Raw genomic sequence first — 14967 nt, forward strand, 5'->3', positions numbered from 1 at the left:
TCCCTAATGCCGACTATGAAAAAAGCTGCTCTTTTATTTTCATTACTGCTTACCGTATCCATTTCCGCTCAAGATGATATGGCCATGAAGTCTCAAGTGGCACATGCCATTGTGGAATTAAGGGATTTTATTTCCGTTCCCAATGACGCTTTAAATGCTGATGACATTGATGATAATATTTTGTGGTTGAAACGCAAATTCGGAGAAAGAGGCTTTAATACTGCAGAACTGCCCACGGATAACATGCCGCTTTTTTTTGCAGCCCTTCCTATGGAAGATAACAAACCCACGGTTCTTATTTACATGCATTTTGATGGGCAATCGGTGGATCCTTCCAAATGGGATCAGCCCGATCCGTACCAAGTGGTCTTGAAGGCCCCAGAGGGAAACGGTTTCAAAACCATTTCGTTTGATGACCTTGATGACGATATCAACTACAACTGGCGTCTTTTTGGCAGATCCACTTCGGATGACAAAGGGCCAATTGTAATGCTCTTGAATACCATTGACCTTTTAAAAAAAGAGGGGAAAGAAATTCCTTTTAATGTAAAAGTTATTCTGGACGGAGAGGAAGAAAAAGGCAGTAAACCGTTACCAAAAGCCGTTAAACAGTATAGGGAATTGTTAGAGGCCGATTTCTTAATCATAGCCGATGGCCCGGCACATGCTTCCGGCAATCCTACCATTTTGTACGGATGCAGGGGAATCACCACGCTTACCCTAACTACTTACGGACCTATTAAACCCCAGCATAGCGGTCATTACGGTAATTACGCCCCTAACCCGGGATTTCAATTGGCACAACTTTTGGCGGGCATGAAAGATACGGAAGGTAGGGTCACCATTCCTGGTTATTATGATGGTATTACTTTGTCGGATTCTGTAAAAGAGGTCTTGCAGACTGTCCCCGATAATAAAGAAGAAATTGCGGAAAAGCTACAATTTAAATCTGCTGAAAAAGTGGGTGATTCCTATCAAGAGGCACTACAATACCCTTCCCTGAACATTCGTGGGCTTAGCTCTGGTTGGGTTGGCGACAAAGCACGTACCATTGTCCCAGAAAGTGCCACAGCTGAACTGGACCTTCGACTAGTTGTTGAATCGGATGGCAACCGTTTAAAAAAATTAGTAAAGGATTATATTACCAAACAGGGGTATCATATATTGGACCATACGCCCTCCAAAGAAGAGCGCATGGCCCATGATAAAATTGTAACTGTAAACGAAATAGGTGTTACGGATGCTTTCCGAACTGATTTTGATAATCCTTATGGTATGTTTCTTAATCAGACGCTACAAAATTCTTTTGGAAAAGATGTCATCCAAATCAGAACCACAGGAGGAACAGTACCTATTGCTGCCTTCATCAACGAATTGAAAATTCCTGCTTTCATTGTTCCCATGGTGAACGCGGACAACAACCAGCACAGTCCCAATGAAAATCTGAAGATTGGTCAACTGGCCTATGGCATCAAAGCATTTTATGGGATTTTATCGACTCCTGTCGAATTAAAGCAATAAGAAAAACACTGCTTGTAATTATAATTATCGAAGGACATCGTGTTTTCGACTACACTAAAGGCCCTATCACCTTCACTTTGTGGCGATAAGTAGGATTGCAGTATAGTTTTAGCTGCATAAAAATTCTAATATGACGTACACTACAGTAATTATTGATGATTCTTCTACGCAAAGACTGGTCACTTCCAAATTGGTTAGCAGTCATCCTGATTTGAAATTGATTGGGTCGTTCGCAAATCCATATGAAGCGATAAAATCCATATACGAAAATAAAGTGGATATTGTGTTTATGGATATCCAAATGGATACCGTAGACGCCTTTGAGTTATTGGACAGTATAGAAATTCAACCAACAATCATTTTAAACTCAACACAGTCCAGGTTTGCTATAACAGCATTTGATTATGGTATTAGCTATTATTTAATGAAACCCATGTGTAAATCTAAATTTCATGCTACAGTCAATAAGGCCATAAAACAGATAAAACGGAAATCAACAAAAACATTCTATTACATGGAATCGATTTCTAATTTTTCGGTTCCAACATGAACCTAAAAGAACGCTTTATACTGCATCACCCTGAAGTCAAACGTATTGAATTCAGGGTTTTTATTTTTCAGGTCTTTATATAGTTGTAAGCTTCCTATCGCACGATTGGCTGCTCCCGATGGTGCCGTCAAGGAAACCGTTTTTACCATCCGCCCATCAATGTCCACTTGATAGATTCTTGGAACAATATCTGAAACCTCTTCCAAAGGCAATCCGTATTGTTTTAATTGCTTTCTGAAGAAATATTCGGGGCCATTTTTACTGTTGCCCCCCATGAAAAGAACAGTTTCAATATTTGGGTATTCTTTGAGGTATCCCACCAAATCACGAAGTTTTACATTTTGCATTCCTAAATCTGAAGCATCAATTTTTTGGCGTTTGGCACTATGGACAATGTCGCAGACTCCTATTTTTTGTTCCAGCAAAAAGGTTTTTCGCTGTTCAACAGCTTCTGGAGTAGTTTCAAATTTTAATCCAAGCCCAAAAATACGGTCTAAAATAGGCCATAGCATTCCATTACAGCTTCCGTAACAAAAATCCACATCTTCTTGCTTCAACTCACCTGTAGTGAACCTCGGCGGTGGCAAGGTGCCGACAATAAGTTTGGTAGCCTCGGGATACAAAAAGGGTTCGTAGGGGTGGGTATGTAAAAAAGGTTTCACAACTGTTTTAAGCCGAGTTCCTACTTGCGTTGATATTCCCGTACAATGATCGGGTCACTATTTTTTCATACAATTCTTTATACTCTGAATCCTGGGTAATATGGTACAACGCATTTTGTTGAATAACCAATAAAGGCAACACAATCTTTTCCCTAATCTTTACGGATTCCCTGGATACTTCCTCGTCCTCCATCAATATTTTAAGTCCAGAAATCTGTAAGAGCATTTTTTTGGATAATTGGAACTCATCATAAAGGATGTTCCAAAATTCACCAAACTCTTCATCTTCCTTCATATAGCCCGTAAGATCAAAATTTGTCTTTGCCAAAGACATCATACTATTATGCATCAATGCCCTAAAGAAAGGCACTTCTTTATAAAGCTTCTTCACCTCTTGCAATCTACCTTCTTCTTTCAATTTTAGAATAGCGGTTCCCAAACCAAAATATCCGGGTACATTCTGCTTCAATTGGCTCCATGACCCTACAAATGAAATGGCTCGTAAGTCGGACAACGTCAATTGTTTTTTATTGCCTCTTTTTCCCGGTCTACTCCCGATATTGGCCTTGGTATAGTATTTTAAGGTACTTCTATGCTCCAAATACGGAATAAATTTTTCATGTTGTTTCAACGCATCATATTTACTGAAACTCAATTCAGAAAGTTCCTCTATCAATTTTCGTTGTGCTGTTGAAATAGTATGCTCCTTGCCGAACAAATTGTTGCTCAACCCAGCCGTTAACAGCTGCTCGGAGTTGTGCATAAACTGCTCCTTGGTACCGTAGGTACTGGTAATGGTTTGCCCTTGAATGGTCAACTGAATTTCATGATTGGCCACATCTTTGGTCTGTGCGGCATAGAAACGGTGCGTCTTACCTCCCCCACGTGCGGGTGGTCCTCCTCTACCATCAAAGAAAATGGCTTTGATCTTATTCTTTTTACATACTTTGCTCAAGGTTTCCTTGGTTCGAAGTATGGACCAATTAGCTTTTAAATATCCCCCATCCTTGGTGCCATCAGAGAAGCCCAACATAATGGTGTGCGCATTATCTCTACGTTCCAAATGTTCACGATAAGCAGGAGTATCAAACAAAGTCTGCATAACTTCTTCCGATGCACTCATTCCCTTCATGGTCTCGAACAATGGAATAATATCGAAGGTGATTTCTTCTGTTTTCCAGCCACTCCATCTGAACAAACCAAAAACAAACAATACTGCATAAATATCTTCAGAATTACTGATAATGTATCGGTTACACCCATCCTCGCCATTTTTATCCTGAATTTCCTTTAATTGCTGTATGTTGGCAATGGTATCCGATACAATATCCTCGTCAAAATCTTTAGGGTCTAGGCTCAAATCCTTTTCCAACAACCATTTCAAAAGTTCATCTTGGCTCAGTTCCCCAAGATTTTCCTGGATAGCCCCTTGCTGTTTCAGAATGGTTTCTACTGCTAATTTATGTTTGCTATGGTCCTGTCTTATATCCAGGCTTGCAAAATGGGTCTTAAATATGTGAACCTTGTCTATAAATTGTTCAAGATCGGGTAAATAAAGCTGATGGTAATCCGAAATCAATTTTTCCTTGATGGTTCCAAGTTGTTGAATGATTTCTACATATCCAATGGCGGCACTGGCATCAAACATAGCCGTGTACAGTTTACCGCTCAATTCGTTTAAATCTTGCTGAAGTCCTTTAAAGGTCAATTTTTTGCGCAAGCTTTTTAACTCATTGTAATAACACTTCATCAGTGTAAGACGCAACTCTTCTGCTACTTTTTTGGTCATTTTAGCTGTTACAAAAGGATTGCCATCCCGGTCCCCTCCTGGCCAAAAGCCCAGCTTAATAAGTCTATAGTTGTCAAAATTCTCGTTATGGATGTTGCTTTTCACATATTGAAAAAGCTCTCCAACTGCATCATAATAGGTATTTCTTAAAATATAGATGATGTTCTTGGCCTCATCCAGTGGTGTGGGTTTTTTGGCATTTACCAAAGATGTCAACCCCAGTTGTTGCAAGGTAAGATCAATATCATGAATTCTATCTTCATCAATTAAAGAACGAAGCTCTGCAATAATATCCAGAACGGCCGGGGTATAAAATTGGGTTGGATGCGCCGTTAAAACAATACGGGCACTAAAAGTAGATAGCTTTTTGGAAACCTTATCCCAATTCTTGGTACGATCCACCAATTCAAAATAATCATTGATGGATAATGATCTGGTATACTTCTGTAATTGTGGAAATGCGGAATCCTCAACACTATCATACAACACCACTTGTCTTTCCACATATTGAATGACACGGAACATAAAATCCAAACGTTCCCGTTCATCCATCATACCAACAAAGTTGGTAAAGAAAGCTTCTAAAATTTCCTGTGGCTTCTTTCCTGCCTTGAGTCCTTTTTCACATTGATCAAAAAGTAAAGGAATGAGCATTCCCACATTTTCGATGTTCTTATAGGGTAAACTTAAAAACAGGCTATTATATATATTGAATTTATTGGTAACCGATTTTTTAAACTCCGCTAAACGTTTAGATTGCTGCATGGATGGTTCAGTATATAGTGTTTCTTGTATTCAGAAGCCAAAGATCGTGATAAAACCTAAACCTTGCGAGTAATTTTAAGTCTATCACAATTTAAAATCAGTGTTCCATAAACCTAACATCCAACTTTACCTATTGAACATTTTGGCTTCCCCATTAAGATAATGATAAAATCTACCTTACGAATACAGGTTGATTGTCCTTTAAAGTGTGTTCAGCACTAAAATGATACCCATCATAATCGAAGCCTTTTAAATCTTCAAGGGTTTGGGCATCAGTATCCAAAATATAACGAACCATGGAGCCTCGCGCCTTTTTGGCAAAAAAGCTGATGACCTTGAGCTTATCATTTTTCCAATCTTTAAAGATTGGGGTGATCACAGGAACCCTTAGGTTTTTTTCATCCACAGCACCAAAATATTCATTACTGGCCAGATTGATGAACAACTCCCCATCTTCCAATTCCTCATTCAAATGTTCTGTCAATTGTTTTTTCCAGAATTCATACAAATTTTTCTTTCTACCCACTTTTAATTGGGTTCCCATTTCTAACCGATAGGGCTGTATTAAATCTAAAGGCTTTAGGATTCCGTATAACCCGGATAATATTCTAAGTGTACTCTGTAATTTTTCCAGTTTTTCTTCGGGAATGGTTTGGGCATCCAGACCTTGGTATACATCTCCATTAAACGAATAAACCGCTGGGCGGGCATTCTCTGGCGTAAAGGGTGTTAAAAATTGTTGGTTTCGCTCCCAGTTCAACTCGGCCAATTTATCCGAAATGGACATTAATTTGGATAACGCCTTTGGTTTCTTTTTAGCCAAAATGGCATTTAATTTTTCAGATTGTTCCAAAAAATCGGGTTGACTGTATTGTGATGTAGGCAAAGCTGTTTCAAAATCGAGCGACTTGGCCGGTGAGATAACAATTTTCATTAGAATTAATTTTCAGTAAAAATAGCGAGGTTTTTGGTTTTTTCTTGAGAAGCTCCAAAGGTGTTTTCAATCTATGGATTGATGAAACTTATTACCCGCTATGTTTGGCATAGGAGCGCCACTTTTCGATACAGTTTACCATATCTTCCGGCAGTTCTGAATCAAATCGCATAAATTCCCCTGTTTCTGGGTGTTCAAAACCTAGAGTCTTGGCATGGAGCGCTTGTCTTGGTAAAATTTTGAAGGCATTTTCCACAAATTGTTTGTACTTGGTAAAGGTTGTTCCTTTAAGGATTTTATCGCCTCCATAACGTTCATCATTGAAGAGTGTATGGCCAATGTATTTCATGTGCACCCGTATTTGATGCGTTCTTCCGGTTTCCAATTTGCATGAAACCAAAGTCACGTAACCCAATCGTTCCAAAACCTTGTAATGTGTAACGGCCTCCTTTCCCTGATCACCCTCGGGAAAGACTATCATCTGCAAGCGATTTTTAGGATTTCTACCTATGTGCCCCTCCACGGTTCCCTCATCTTCTTCAACATTACCCCAAACCAGGGCAATATATTCCCGCTCACTGCTCTTTTCAAAAAACTGCTGTGCTAAATGGGTCATCGCCTGTTCTGTCTTGGCTATCACCAACAATCCCGATGTATCCTTATCTATGCGATGGACCAAGCCAGGTCTTTCAGAACTGTTTTTGGGCAAATTATCAAAATGATGGACCAAGGCATTGATCAAAGTGCCCGAATAGTTTCCATGTCCAGGATGCACCACCATTCCAGCAGGTTTATTCACTACCAAAAGGGCGTCATCTTCATAAACAATGTCCAAGGGAATATCCTCCGGGGTTAGCAGAAACTCATAAGGTGGATGTTCAAACATTACCTTTACCTCATCCCCTGCTTTTACTTTGTAGTTTTGCTTTACTATGGTATTGTTGACCCAAATATGGCCTTGCTTGGCAGCTTGTTGAATCTTATTCCGAGTGGCATTTTCAATAAAATTCATCAGGAATTTATCCACGCGAAGCGGTTCTTGACCTTTGGCAGCAACGAATTTGTGGTGTTCAAATAGTTCCTCCTGTGAAAGTTCTGGATTTTCCGATGTATCCATGACTATTCAGAATCTGCCTGTACCCGTGCACTCCCGGGAATAGTTCCATTACCACAGATAAGTTCAATTTTGGAAGTCTTTGGCAATTTGTCGCCAGGCTTGATGTACTTCCCCTTATATTTCATGTTGTAGACCATATCTTTTCCCAATTCATCAATGTAGGTGACTCTCTGTACTTCCAGGCCAACCGCTCTCAGCATTGAAGAGGCATTGCGCTGGGTTACTTGTATAATATTGGGAACGGTCACTTTTTTATATCCCGAAGGATTTACTGTGAAATAAATCTTCCGATTGGTCTTTACCTTATTACCCGCAGGAGGATCCTGTTCTAAAATGGAAAATCGGGGATAATCTGGGTTGTAATTGGAAGAATCCAGGACTTGATAGCGTAATCCAGCTTCTTCAACTGCTTTGCGCATTTCCATAACGGACATTTTGGAAAAATCAGGAACTTCTACAAATTCGCCATGGTGTGTAGATTTCTTTAACCACTGCAATGTCAAAAAACACAATAGCACCAACGCCAAAACTGCCAGTCCTAATTGGATAAAGAAAACTTTACTTTTTAAAAACTTCAAAAAATGTCTCATGCTCAAACCTTGTGGAACAAATATAGGAAAGCCACTTCTTTTTTCTTTATTTTGGCAACGTGATATTCTAAACACATGAAAAAAAACATTGCCATTGTAATGGGTGGCTACTCCAGTGAATATGACATTTCCATAAAAAGCGGAAATGTGGTCTACAAGTATCTGGACCGGAAAATCTATAATCCTTATCGTATTGTTGTCACTAAAGAAAAATGGGTCTTTTTGAACGATTCCGATGAGGAATTTCCTGTGGACAAATCCGATTTCAGCATAACATCTGGTGAAGAAAAAATTAATTTTGATTGTGTTTTCAATGCTATTCATGGTACCCCTGGAGAAGATGGACTTTTGCAAGCATATCTGGAATTGTTGAATATCCCCCAAACTGCTTGCGACCATTACCAAGCAGCACTCACTTTTAATAAAAGGGACTTACTGAGTACTTTAAAACCTTATGGGATATATTGTGCCACTTCGTATTATCTTAATAAAGGTCAAGCTTTTGATGAAAAAATCATAGTCGACAAAGTTGGACTTCCTTGTTTTGTGAAAGCCAATAGAGCCGGAAGCAGTTATGGCATTTCCAAAGTTTATAAAAAAGAAGAGCTTGGCCCGGCAATTGAGCACGCTTTTTCAGAAGACAACGAAATTATTATTGAATCCTTTTTAGATGGCACAGAGGTTTCCGTAGGGGTAATTACTTATGAAAAACAAATAAAGGTGCTTCCGATTACAGAAATTGTTTCAGAAAATGATTTTTTTGATTTTGAGGCCAAATATTTGGGTAAATCACAAGAAATAACCCCTGCCAGAATTTCAAAAGAACAAGAAATCAATGTAGTGGAGTTGGCCAAACTCATTTATAAAACTCTGGGATTGAAGGGTTACACAAGAAGTGAATTCATACTAATTGGGGATATTCCCTATTTATTGGAGGTCAATACAACGCCAGGGTTGACCGAGGAAAGCATTTTGCCCCAACAAGCCAAAGCTGCCGGAATTTCCTTGGATCAATTGTTCTCAAGTGCCATCAAAGAAGTAATGCAATAGAAAATCTGTATTTTTAAATAAACTTTCCATCCATGAGACGCGCCATTTTCCCAGGTTCTTTTGACCCACTTACCTTGGGTCATTATGATATCATAACACGAGGGATTACCCTGTTTGATGAATTATTGATTGCCATTGGGATAAATGCGGACAAAAAGTACATGTTCTCCCTAGAAGAGCGAACCAAATTCATTGAAGAAGCTTTTAAGCATGAACCCAAGATAAAGGTGGTTACTTACCAAGGACTAACCGTCGACTTTTGTAAGGAAGTAAAGGCTGACTTTATTTTAAGGGGGCTTCGCAACCCTGCAGATTTTGAATTTGAAAAGGCTATTGCCCATACCAATAGAAAACTTTCGGAAATTGAAACTGTCTTTTTATTGACTTCTTCTGGCAAATCCTACATTAGTTCTTCCATCGTTAGGGATGTAATTAGAAATGGTGGTGACTATTCCGTTTTGGTACCTGACACCGTGGTTATAAAATCTTAGTTTCTTCGAATTTAAGATTATCCAATCCTAAATTATACTGTAGGAAAAATCCTAGAAACAACAGTTTTTGGTTAATTCACAACATTAGGCTTGATTAATAGGTCAATACCATTAAATTAGTATGAAAATTCCTATAAAATCATAATTTTAAGTATTCTCACAATTTGAAAGCTATAGAAACCAACCCCCATTTCTATCTAATCAGACAATTGCCCCAAGCAATCGCCCTGATCAACAACACACAGGTTTTGGTTTGTGCTTCAAATCCTTGGCTAGACCTGTTGAACCCTGCTCATGAAGAAGTTGTAGGCAATTCATTTTTTGATATCTACAACCAGCATAATGGCATTGATAAAAAGAAGTTTCTAGAACAATTAAAAAGGAATGAATCTTTTTCAGTTAAACATAGTTTACAAAGCACTACTGAAAATCAATGGTTTGAAAGCACTTTTTCACCATGGTTTGATGAAAAAGAGAATATTCAAGGGACCATAATCCACACGGAAGACATCACCTCGGCAATGGAAAAGGATGAGGAATTGGAAAGAATCAAAAACCTTCTCAATGCCAAATCAGATATTGCAAAAATTGGCAGCTGGGAATATGACATTGCAACTGAAAGACTTTCATGGTCGCCCCGCACCAAAAGAATTCACCAAGTACCCCAATCGTATACCCCAAATGTTGCAGATGCCATAGCTTTTTACAAACAAGGGTATAGTCAGAACAAAATCTCCATGCTTTTTCATAGGGCATTGAAAGAAGGCATCCCATTTAGTAAAAAACTGGTGATAATAACCCAAAAAGGTGAAGAAAGATGGGTTCGTGTAGCCGGTAAGTCAATTATTAAAGACAATAAAATCGTAAAGATTTTTGGTACTTTTCAAGATATACATGACCAAGTTATTACTGAAATTAAGAGCAAGGAAAACGAAAAATTGCTTACCACTCTGATCGACAATATTCCACTTAATGTTTATATTAAAGATAGAGATTCGAGAAAAATACTTGTCAATAAAGCTGAATGCGAATATTTAGAAAAAAAGCCAAAGGATTTGCTGGGGAAAACCGACTTTGATCTTTATGACTCTAAAATGGCTCAAATTTCAAGAGATGAAGATTTGGAGGTCATGCGCACACAAACCCCTATTTTAGGTAAAGAGACAATTAGTGTAAGAAAAAATGGATCTATCACCAATTTCTTGACATCCAAAATACCCTTTGTGGATATCGAAGGTAAGGTAAACGGGATTATAGGAATAAGCATGGATATTTCCCATCTAAAGAAAAAAGAAGACCAGCTCAGGGATTTGATCAATGTAACTGCCGTCCAGAATAAGAAACTGATCAACTTTGCCCATATAGTTTCACATAATCTAAGATCGCATACGGCCAACTTTGCTATGTTGTTGGAATTTTTGGTCAAAGAAGAAGATAAGGCAGAAAAGGAAAAAATTCTTGACATGTTGTTGCAAGCTTCGGACAATCTTATGCTAACCTTAGAAGATCTAAACCAAGTTGTTGCAATAAATAATGACATCAATCTTGAAAAAAAATCAATCAAGCTCAACGATGTCATCAACAAGGTTAAACAAGATCTATCCACATTCATAAACCAAAATGGAATAGAGATTCAGAATTCTATAACTGATGATACACTAGTGCAATGTGTTCCGGCTTATTTGGACAGTATTATACTTAACCTCATGACCAATGCGGTTAAATACCGAAGCCCAGATAGAAAACCCATCATTACCATCGACGTTCAAAAACGCCCTCAAATATTAATATTAAGCGTTTCGGATAATGGTTTGGGCATTGATTTGAACAAGCACAGAGATAAAATATTTGGATTATATAAAACCTTCCATGACAGAAAAGACTCAAGAGGTCTTGGACTTTACATTACCAAAAACCAAGTGGAAGCTATGGGAGGCAAAATAACAGTAAGTAGTCATGTGGGTGAAGGAACCACATTTAACGTATATTTTAATGAAGAAAGTCAATAGTATTTACATCATAGATGATGATCCCATAACAGTTTTTGGAATCAAAAAGATGTTGAGGCCAGCGGTTATATGTGATGATATTCAAGGTTTTGGTAATGGACAACTAGCTTTGGACGACCTTAAAAACAGACTGGAAGAGGGTATTTCTGTTCCTGAGGTCATTTTTTTGGATATCAACATGCCAATTATGGATGGATGGGGTTTCTTGGAAGAGTTTGTTACCCTGGATATTCCAAAAAAGGTTATTATAAATATGATTACTTCTTCGATTGATCCTTCAGATTTTCAGAAATGGACCGAGTTTAGGGTTAGATGTCAGCACCATCTCAATTTCAGGAATAAACCATTGTTCAAAATTGAACCTGAGGACTTGAACATTATTGATATGGCCTCTTAATCGGAATATTCCTTATTTTTACGCTAAGAACCAACGCGCCAAAGTGAGCTTCAACTCAAATTGGCCACCAACTATCTTGAAGCACTTTACGTTTTTAGCCATTATGGTCCTATTTATGTCCTGTGAAACCATCACTCAGGATGAAACCTCTTCATATCAAACTTTTTATGAAAGCTCGGAAGAAAAGGAAACCGCCACATATGAAGAGACGATTTCCTTTTATATTAGGCTAGCGAGGGATTTTCCTGAAATAAACATTCATACCATAGGAGAAACAGATAGTGGATACCCGCTGCACATGGTGACCTTTAATCCAGATGGTGAGTTTAATTTGGACCATGTGCGAAAAGAAAAGGCTGTAATCTTTATTAATAATGGGATTCATCCTGGAGAAAGTGATGGTATTGATGCTACCATGTTGCTCTATCGGGATTTAGCCACTAATCAAATTGCAAGCCCTAAGCATACAGTCCTAGTAACCATTCCCATTTACAATATTGGAGGCGCACTAAATAGAAATTCAACTACACGTGTCAATCAAAATGGCCCACAGGAGTATGGTTTCAGAGGGAATAGCCAAAACTATGACCTCAACCGGGACTTCATTAAAATGGACACAAAAAATGCAAAAACCTTTACAGAAATTTTCCATTTGGTAAAACCTGATGTCTTTGTGGACAACCATGTAAGCAATGGGGCTGATTATCAATATACCTTGACACATCTTTTTACACAACACAATAAGTTGGGAGGTGAATTGGGAAACTACCTGCATCTAAAATTGATGCCCAACTTGGAACAATCCCTTGCTGAAAATAATTGGGATATTACACCCTACGTAAATGTTTTTAACAGACCTCCAGAATATGGTTTTAACCAATTTATGGACCATCCCAGATATTCCACCGGATATACCACCCTATGGAACACTTTAGGGCTAATGGTAGAAACACATATGCTAAAACCTTATAAAAAGAGAGTTGAAGGAACCTACCAATTAATGCACAGTTTGATTCAAGTAGTTGAGAAAGATTATAAGAATATCAAATCCCTACGTGAAAAAACACTTGATGCAAACAACAACCTTTCCCAATATTTTTTCAACTGGCAAATCGATACCACCAAAACTTCCACTTTAAACTTTAAAGGATTTGAAGCTGAACAAGTTGAAAGCGTAGTAACGGGGCAACCCAGATTGAAATATGACCGTAACAAACCCTTTACCAAGCAAATCACATACTACAATTACTACCATGCTTTGGATACAATTACAGTGCCCGAAGCCTATATCATCAAACAAGGTTGGAACAAGGTCATGGAAAAATTGGATGCCAATAATATCCAATATTCTGAAATTCAGCAAGATACTACATTAACTGTTGAATCCTATAAAATAATAGATTACGAAACACGAGATACACCTTATGAAGGGCATTATCCTCATTTTAATGCCCAAGTTGAAAAAAGTGTCCGAAATATTAGATTTAGGGTTGGTGATTTCATCATACCCGCACACCAAGAAGGCATTAGATACTTATTGGAAACTTTGGAGCCCCAAGGTGCCGATTCCTTCTTTAATTGGAACTTTTTTGATACAGTTTTGCAACAAAAAGAAGGTTTTTCACCTTATGTCTTTGAAGACCTAGCTTTAAAAATTCTTCAAAAAGACTCTGTGTTGCGGAAAACTTTTCTAGAGAAAAAAGAAGCGGACGTTGAATTTTCTGAAGATTGGTACGCCCAATTGGATTGGATTTTTAAACGTTCAGAATATTTGGAGGATGCTTATCTCAATTACCCAGTGTATCGCATTGCAAAAGATAGTGAAGCTGCCGCTATTTTACCTCAGAACTAGGCCAATCCTCAAATAATACCTTTATATTAAAGTAAGAATTCTCCAGAGCTTTCTTAATTTTTCTAGGGCCTTTCCATTTTACCTTTTCAATGCCCTCTGCTTCCTCAGCCACTAATTTTCCATTATAATCGGTAGACATAACAAACCAATGGACTTTTTTAAGCCTGTATTCTCCACTTCTCTTAAAAATATGATAGGTGGTTTTCAAGAATTTTTCAATTTTCAGGTTTTTCACCCCTGTTTCTTCCTCAACTTCCCTAACAGCTGCTCTTTCAATGGATTCCCCTTTATCCACCTTCCCTTTTGGCAAATCCCACTTCCCATTTCTGAAGATAAAAAGTACTTTTCCCTTAGGGTTGACCACAAAACCACCTCCAGCTACCACCACAGGTATCTTGTGCATAAAAATATTCAAGATTTCCTTCTCATCGGGATGATATAGATAAGCTACATCAAAATCACCCTTAGCTAAGGAATTTATGGCATCTAATACAGAATCCCCATCCAACGAGAACAAATTGCCATTGGAATTTTCCGGGCGCTTGTTTGTTAAAATCAGTGGGGACTCATTAACAAAAACTTCATACATTTGCGCAATGGTTTTAGACAAAGAAACTGCAAAAAAAACTGCCGAACTTCTGCTACAAATTAATGCAATTAAGTTGGAACCCGAAAATCCTTTTACATGGGCTTCTGGGTGGAAATCTCCTATTTATTGCGATAACAGAATTATGCTTTCTTATCCTGAAATACGAAATTTTGTCAGGGAAGAAATAGCCAAACAGGTAGAAAAACTCTACGGAAAGCCAGATGTGATCGCTGGTGTGGCCACAGGCGCGATTGGAATTGGAATTCTGGTAGCTGAAGCACTTGGGCTACCTTTTGTCTATGTAAGACCAGAACCCAAGTCACACGGAAGACAAAATCAGATTGAAGGTTATTTGGAATCTGGTCAAAATGTGGTGGTTATTGAAGATTTGATCAGTACTGGAAAAAGTAGTTTAAATGCAGTTAAAGCTCTGAAAAACCATAAAGTCAATGTAAAAGGCATGGTTGCCATATTCACTTATGGGTTCCCAGTGGCAGATACTAATTTTGAAGAAGAAAATGTAAGCCTGCATACTTTGTCAGACTATGACCACCTCATTGAGCAGGCTTCCGAGACCCATTACATTAAAGAATCACAATTACAAACCCTGTTGCAATGGAAATCCAATCCACAGCAATGGAAACAATAAGA

General features: G+C 38.2%; 14 protein-coding genes. 8 read left to right on the top strand and 6 right to left on the bottom strand.

The window, feature by feature from the left end; all coding sequences use genetic code 11:
* The first annotated feature begins 15 nt into the window (after nt 1–15).
* Both HJC33_RS03940 and HJC33_RS03945 read left to right on the top strand, forming a co-directional pair.
* Nucleotides 16–1521 carry a M20/M25/M40 family metallo-hydrolase gene (locus HJC33_RS03940; RefSeq protein ID WP_171657499.1) on the top strand — a complete coding sequence of 502 codons (1506 nt, stop codon included), beginning with the start codon at nt 16–18 and terminating at the stop codon, nt 1519–1521.
* Nucleotides 1522–1651: 130 nt separating this feature from the next.
* On the top strand, nt 1652–2071 hold the full coding sequence (locus tag HJC33_RS03945) for a LytR/AlgR family response regulator transcription factor (RefSeq protein ID WP_171657500.1): 420 nt from the start codon (nt 1652–1654) through the stop codon (nt 2069–2071).
* A gap of 2 nt (nt 2072–2073) precedes the next feature.
* Here the strand turns inward: HJC33_RS03945 and HJC33_RS03950 are convergent, their stop codons facing one another.
* The 5 genes from HJC33_RS03950 to HJC33_RS03970 all read right to left on the bottom strand — a co-directional run bounded on the left by HJC33_RS03950 (nt 2074) and on the right by HJC33_RS03970 (nt 7928).
* Nucleotides 2074–2733 carry a uracil-DNA glycosylase family protein gene (locus tag HJC33_RS03950; RefSeq protein WP_171657501.1) on the bottom strand — a complete coding sequence of 220 codons (660 nt, stop codon included), beginning with the start codon at nt 2731–2733 and terminating at the stop codon, nt 2074–2076.
* A gap of 7 nt (nt 2734–2740) precedes the next feature.
* The gene (locus tag HJC33_RS03955; RefSeq protein ID WP_171657502.1) at nt 2741–5287 is read right to left on the bottom strand and encodes a phosphoenolpyruvate carboxylase; all 2547 of its coding nucleotides are present in this window, start codon (nt 5285–5287) and stop codon (nt 2741–2743) included.
* A gap of 172 nt (nt 5288–5459) precedes the next feature.
* The gene (yaaA, locus tag HJC33_RS03960; RefSeq protein WP_171657503.1) at nt 5460–6221 is read right to left on the bottom strand and encodes a peroxide stress protein YaaA; all 762 of its coding nucleotides are present in this window, start codon (nt 6219–6221) and stop codon (nt 5460–5462) included.
* Nucleotides 6222–6312: 91 nt separating this feature from the next.
* Complete coding sequence (locus HJC33_RS03965) at nt 6313–7338, bottom strand: RluA family pseudouridine synthase (protein WP_171657504.1); 1026 nt, start codon at nt 7336–7338, stop codon at nt 6313–6315.
* Between the two features lie 2 nt (nt 7339–7340).
* Nucleotides 7341–7928, bottom strand: a complete 588-nt coding sequence (locus HJC33_RS03970) for a PASTA domain-containing protein (protein WP_171657505.1) — start codon at nt 7926–7928, stop codon at nt 7341–7343.
* Nucleotides 7929–8003: 75 nt separating this feature from the next.
* On the opposite strand from HJC33_RS03970, the gene HJC33_RS03975 reads away from it, so the two are divergent.
* The 5 genes from HJC33_RS03975 to HJC33_RS03995 all read left to right on the top strand — a co-directional run bounded on the left by HJC33_RS03975 (nt 8004) and on the right by HJC33_RS03995 (nt 13727).
* A complete protein-coding gene (locus HJC33_RS03975) occupies nt 8004–8978 on the top strand; it encodes a D-alanine--D-alanine ligase (RefSeq protein ID WP_171657506.1) in 975 nt (324 codons plus the stop codon).
* Nucleotides 8979–9010: 32 nt separating this feature from the next.
* Entirely contained in the window at nt 9011–9469 is a 459-nt protein-coding gene (coaD, locus tag HJC33_RS03980) for a pantetheine-phosphate adenylyltransferase (RefSeq protein ID WP_171657507.1), read from the top strand.
* A gap of 209 nt (nt 9470–9678) precedes the next feature.
* Nucleotides 9679–11478, top strand: coding sequence for a PAS domain-containing sensor histidine kinase (locus HJC33_RS03985; protein WP_246245482.1), 1800 nt, complete (start codon nt 9679–9681; stop codon nt 11476–11478).
* The gene (locus HJC33_RS03990; protein ID WP_171657509.1) at nt 11462–11875 is read left to right on the top strand and encodes a response regulator transcription factor; all 414 of its coding nucleotides are present in this window, start codon (nt 11462–11464) and stop codon (nt 11873–11875) included. The genes HJC33_RS03985 and HJC33_RS03990 overlap by 17 nt, the downstream gene beginning before the upstream one ends.
* Nucleotides 11876–11978: 103 nt before the next feature.
* Nucleotides 11979–13727 carry a M14 family metallopeptidase gene (locus tag HJC33_RS03995; RefSeq protein WP_171657556.1) on the top strand — a complete coding sequence of 583 codons (1749 nt, stop codon included), beginning with the start codon at nt 11979–11981 and terminating at the stop codon, nt 13725–13727.
* Here the strand turns inward: HJC33_RS03995 and HJC33_RS04000 are convergent.
* Nucleotides 13708–14316 carry an NUDIX hydrolase gene (locus HJC33_RS04000; RefSeq protein ID WP_171657510.1) on the bottom strand — a complete coding sequence of 203 codons (609 nt, stop codon included), beginning with the start codon at nt 14314–14316 and terminating at the stop codon, nt 13708–13710. The two genes, HJC33_RS03995 and HJC33_RS04000, sit on opposite strands and share 20 nt — an antisense overlap.
* A 7-nt stretch (nt 14317–14323) precedes the next feature.
* Here HJC33_RS04000 and pyrE point away from each other — a divergent pair, with 7 nt between their 5' ends.
* Nucleotides 14324–14965, top strand: a complete 642-nt coding sequence (gene pyrE / locus HJC33_RS04005) for an orotate phosphoribosyltransferase (protein ID WP_171657511.1) — start codon at nt 14324–14326, stop codon at nt 14963–14965.
* Nucleotides 14966–14967 lie beyond the last annotated feature (2 nt).

Source organism: Flagellimonas amphidinii (genome assembly GCF_013090115.1).
Classification (GTDB): Bacteria; Bacteroidota; Bacteroidia; order Flavobacteriales; family Flavobacteriaceae; genus Flagellimonas; species Flagellimonas amphidinii.

Bases quoted from the DNA above. Each gene is read 5' to 3' on its own strand.
- HJC33_RS03940 (WP_171657499.1), top strand. From the start codon at position 16: ATGAAAAAAGCTGCTCTTTTATTTTCATTACTGCTTACCGTATCCATT.
- HJC33_RS03945 (WP_171657500.1), top strand. From the start codon at position 1,652: ATGACGTACACTACAGTAATTATTGATGATTCTTCTACGCAAAGACTG.
- HJC33_RS03955 (WP_171657502.1), bottom strand. From the start codon at position 5,287: ATGCAGCAATCTAAACGTTTAGCGGAGTTTAAAAAATCGGTTACCAAT.
- yaaA (WP_171657503.1), bottom strand. From the start codon at position 6,221: ATGAAAATTGTTATCTCACCGGCCAAGTCGCTCGATTTTGAAACAGCT.
- HJC33_RS03965 (WP_171657504.1), bottom strand. From the start codon at position 7,338: ATGGATACATCGGAAAATCCAGAACTTTCACAGGAGGAACTATTTGAA.
- HJC33_RS03970 (WP_171657505.1), bottom strand. From the start codon at position 7,928: ATGAGACATTTTTTGAAGTTTTTAAAAAGTAAAGTTTTCTTTATCCAA.
- HJC33_RS03975 (WP_171657506.1), top strand. From the start codon at position 8,004: ATGAAAAAAAACATTGCCATTGTAATGGGTGGCTACTCCAGTGAATAT.
- coaD (WP_171657507.1), top strand. From the start codon at position 9,011: ATGAGACGCGCCATTTTCCCAGGTTCTTTTGACCCACTTACCTTGGGT.
- HJC33_RS03990 (WP_171657509.1), top strand. From the start codon at position 11,462: ATGAAGAAAGTCAATAGTATTTACATCATAGATGATGATCCCATAACA.
- HJC33_RS03995 (WP_171657556.1), top strand. From the start codon at position 11,979: ATGGTCCTATTTATGTCCTGTGAAACCATCACTCAGGATGAAACCTCT.
- HJC33_RS04000 (WP_171657510.1), bottom strand. From the start codon at position 14,316: ATGTATGAAGTTTTTGTTAATGAGTCCCCACTGATTTTAACAAACAAG.
- pyrE (WP_171657511.1), top strand. From the start codon at position 14,324: ATGGTTTTAGACAAAGAAACTGCAAAAAAAACTGCCGAACTTCTGCTA.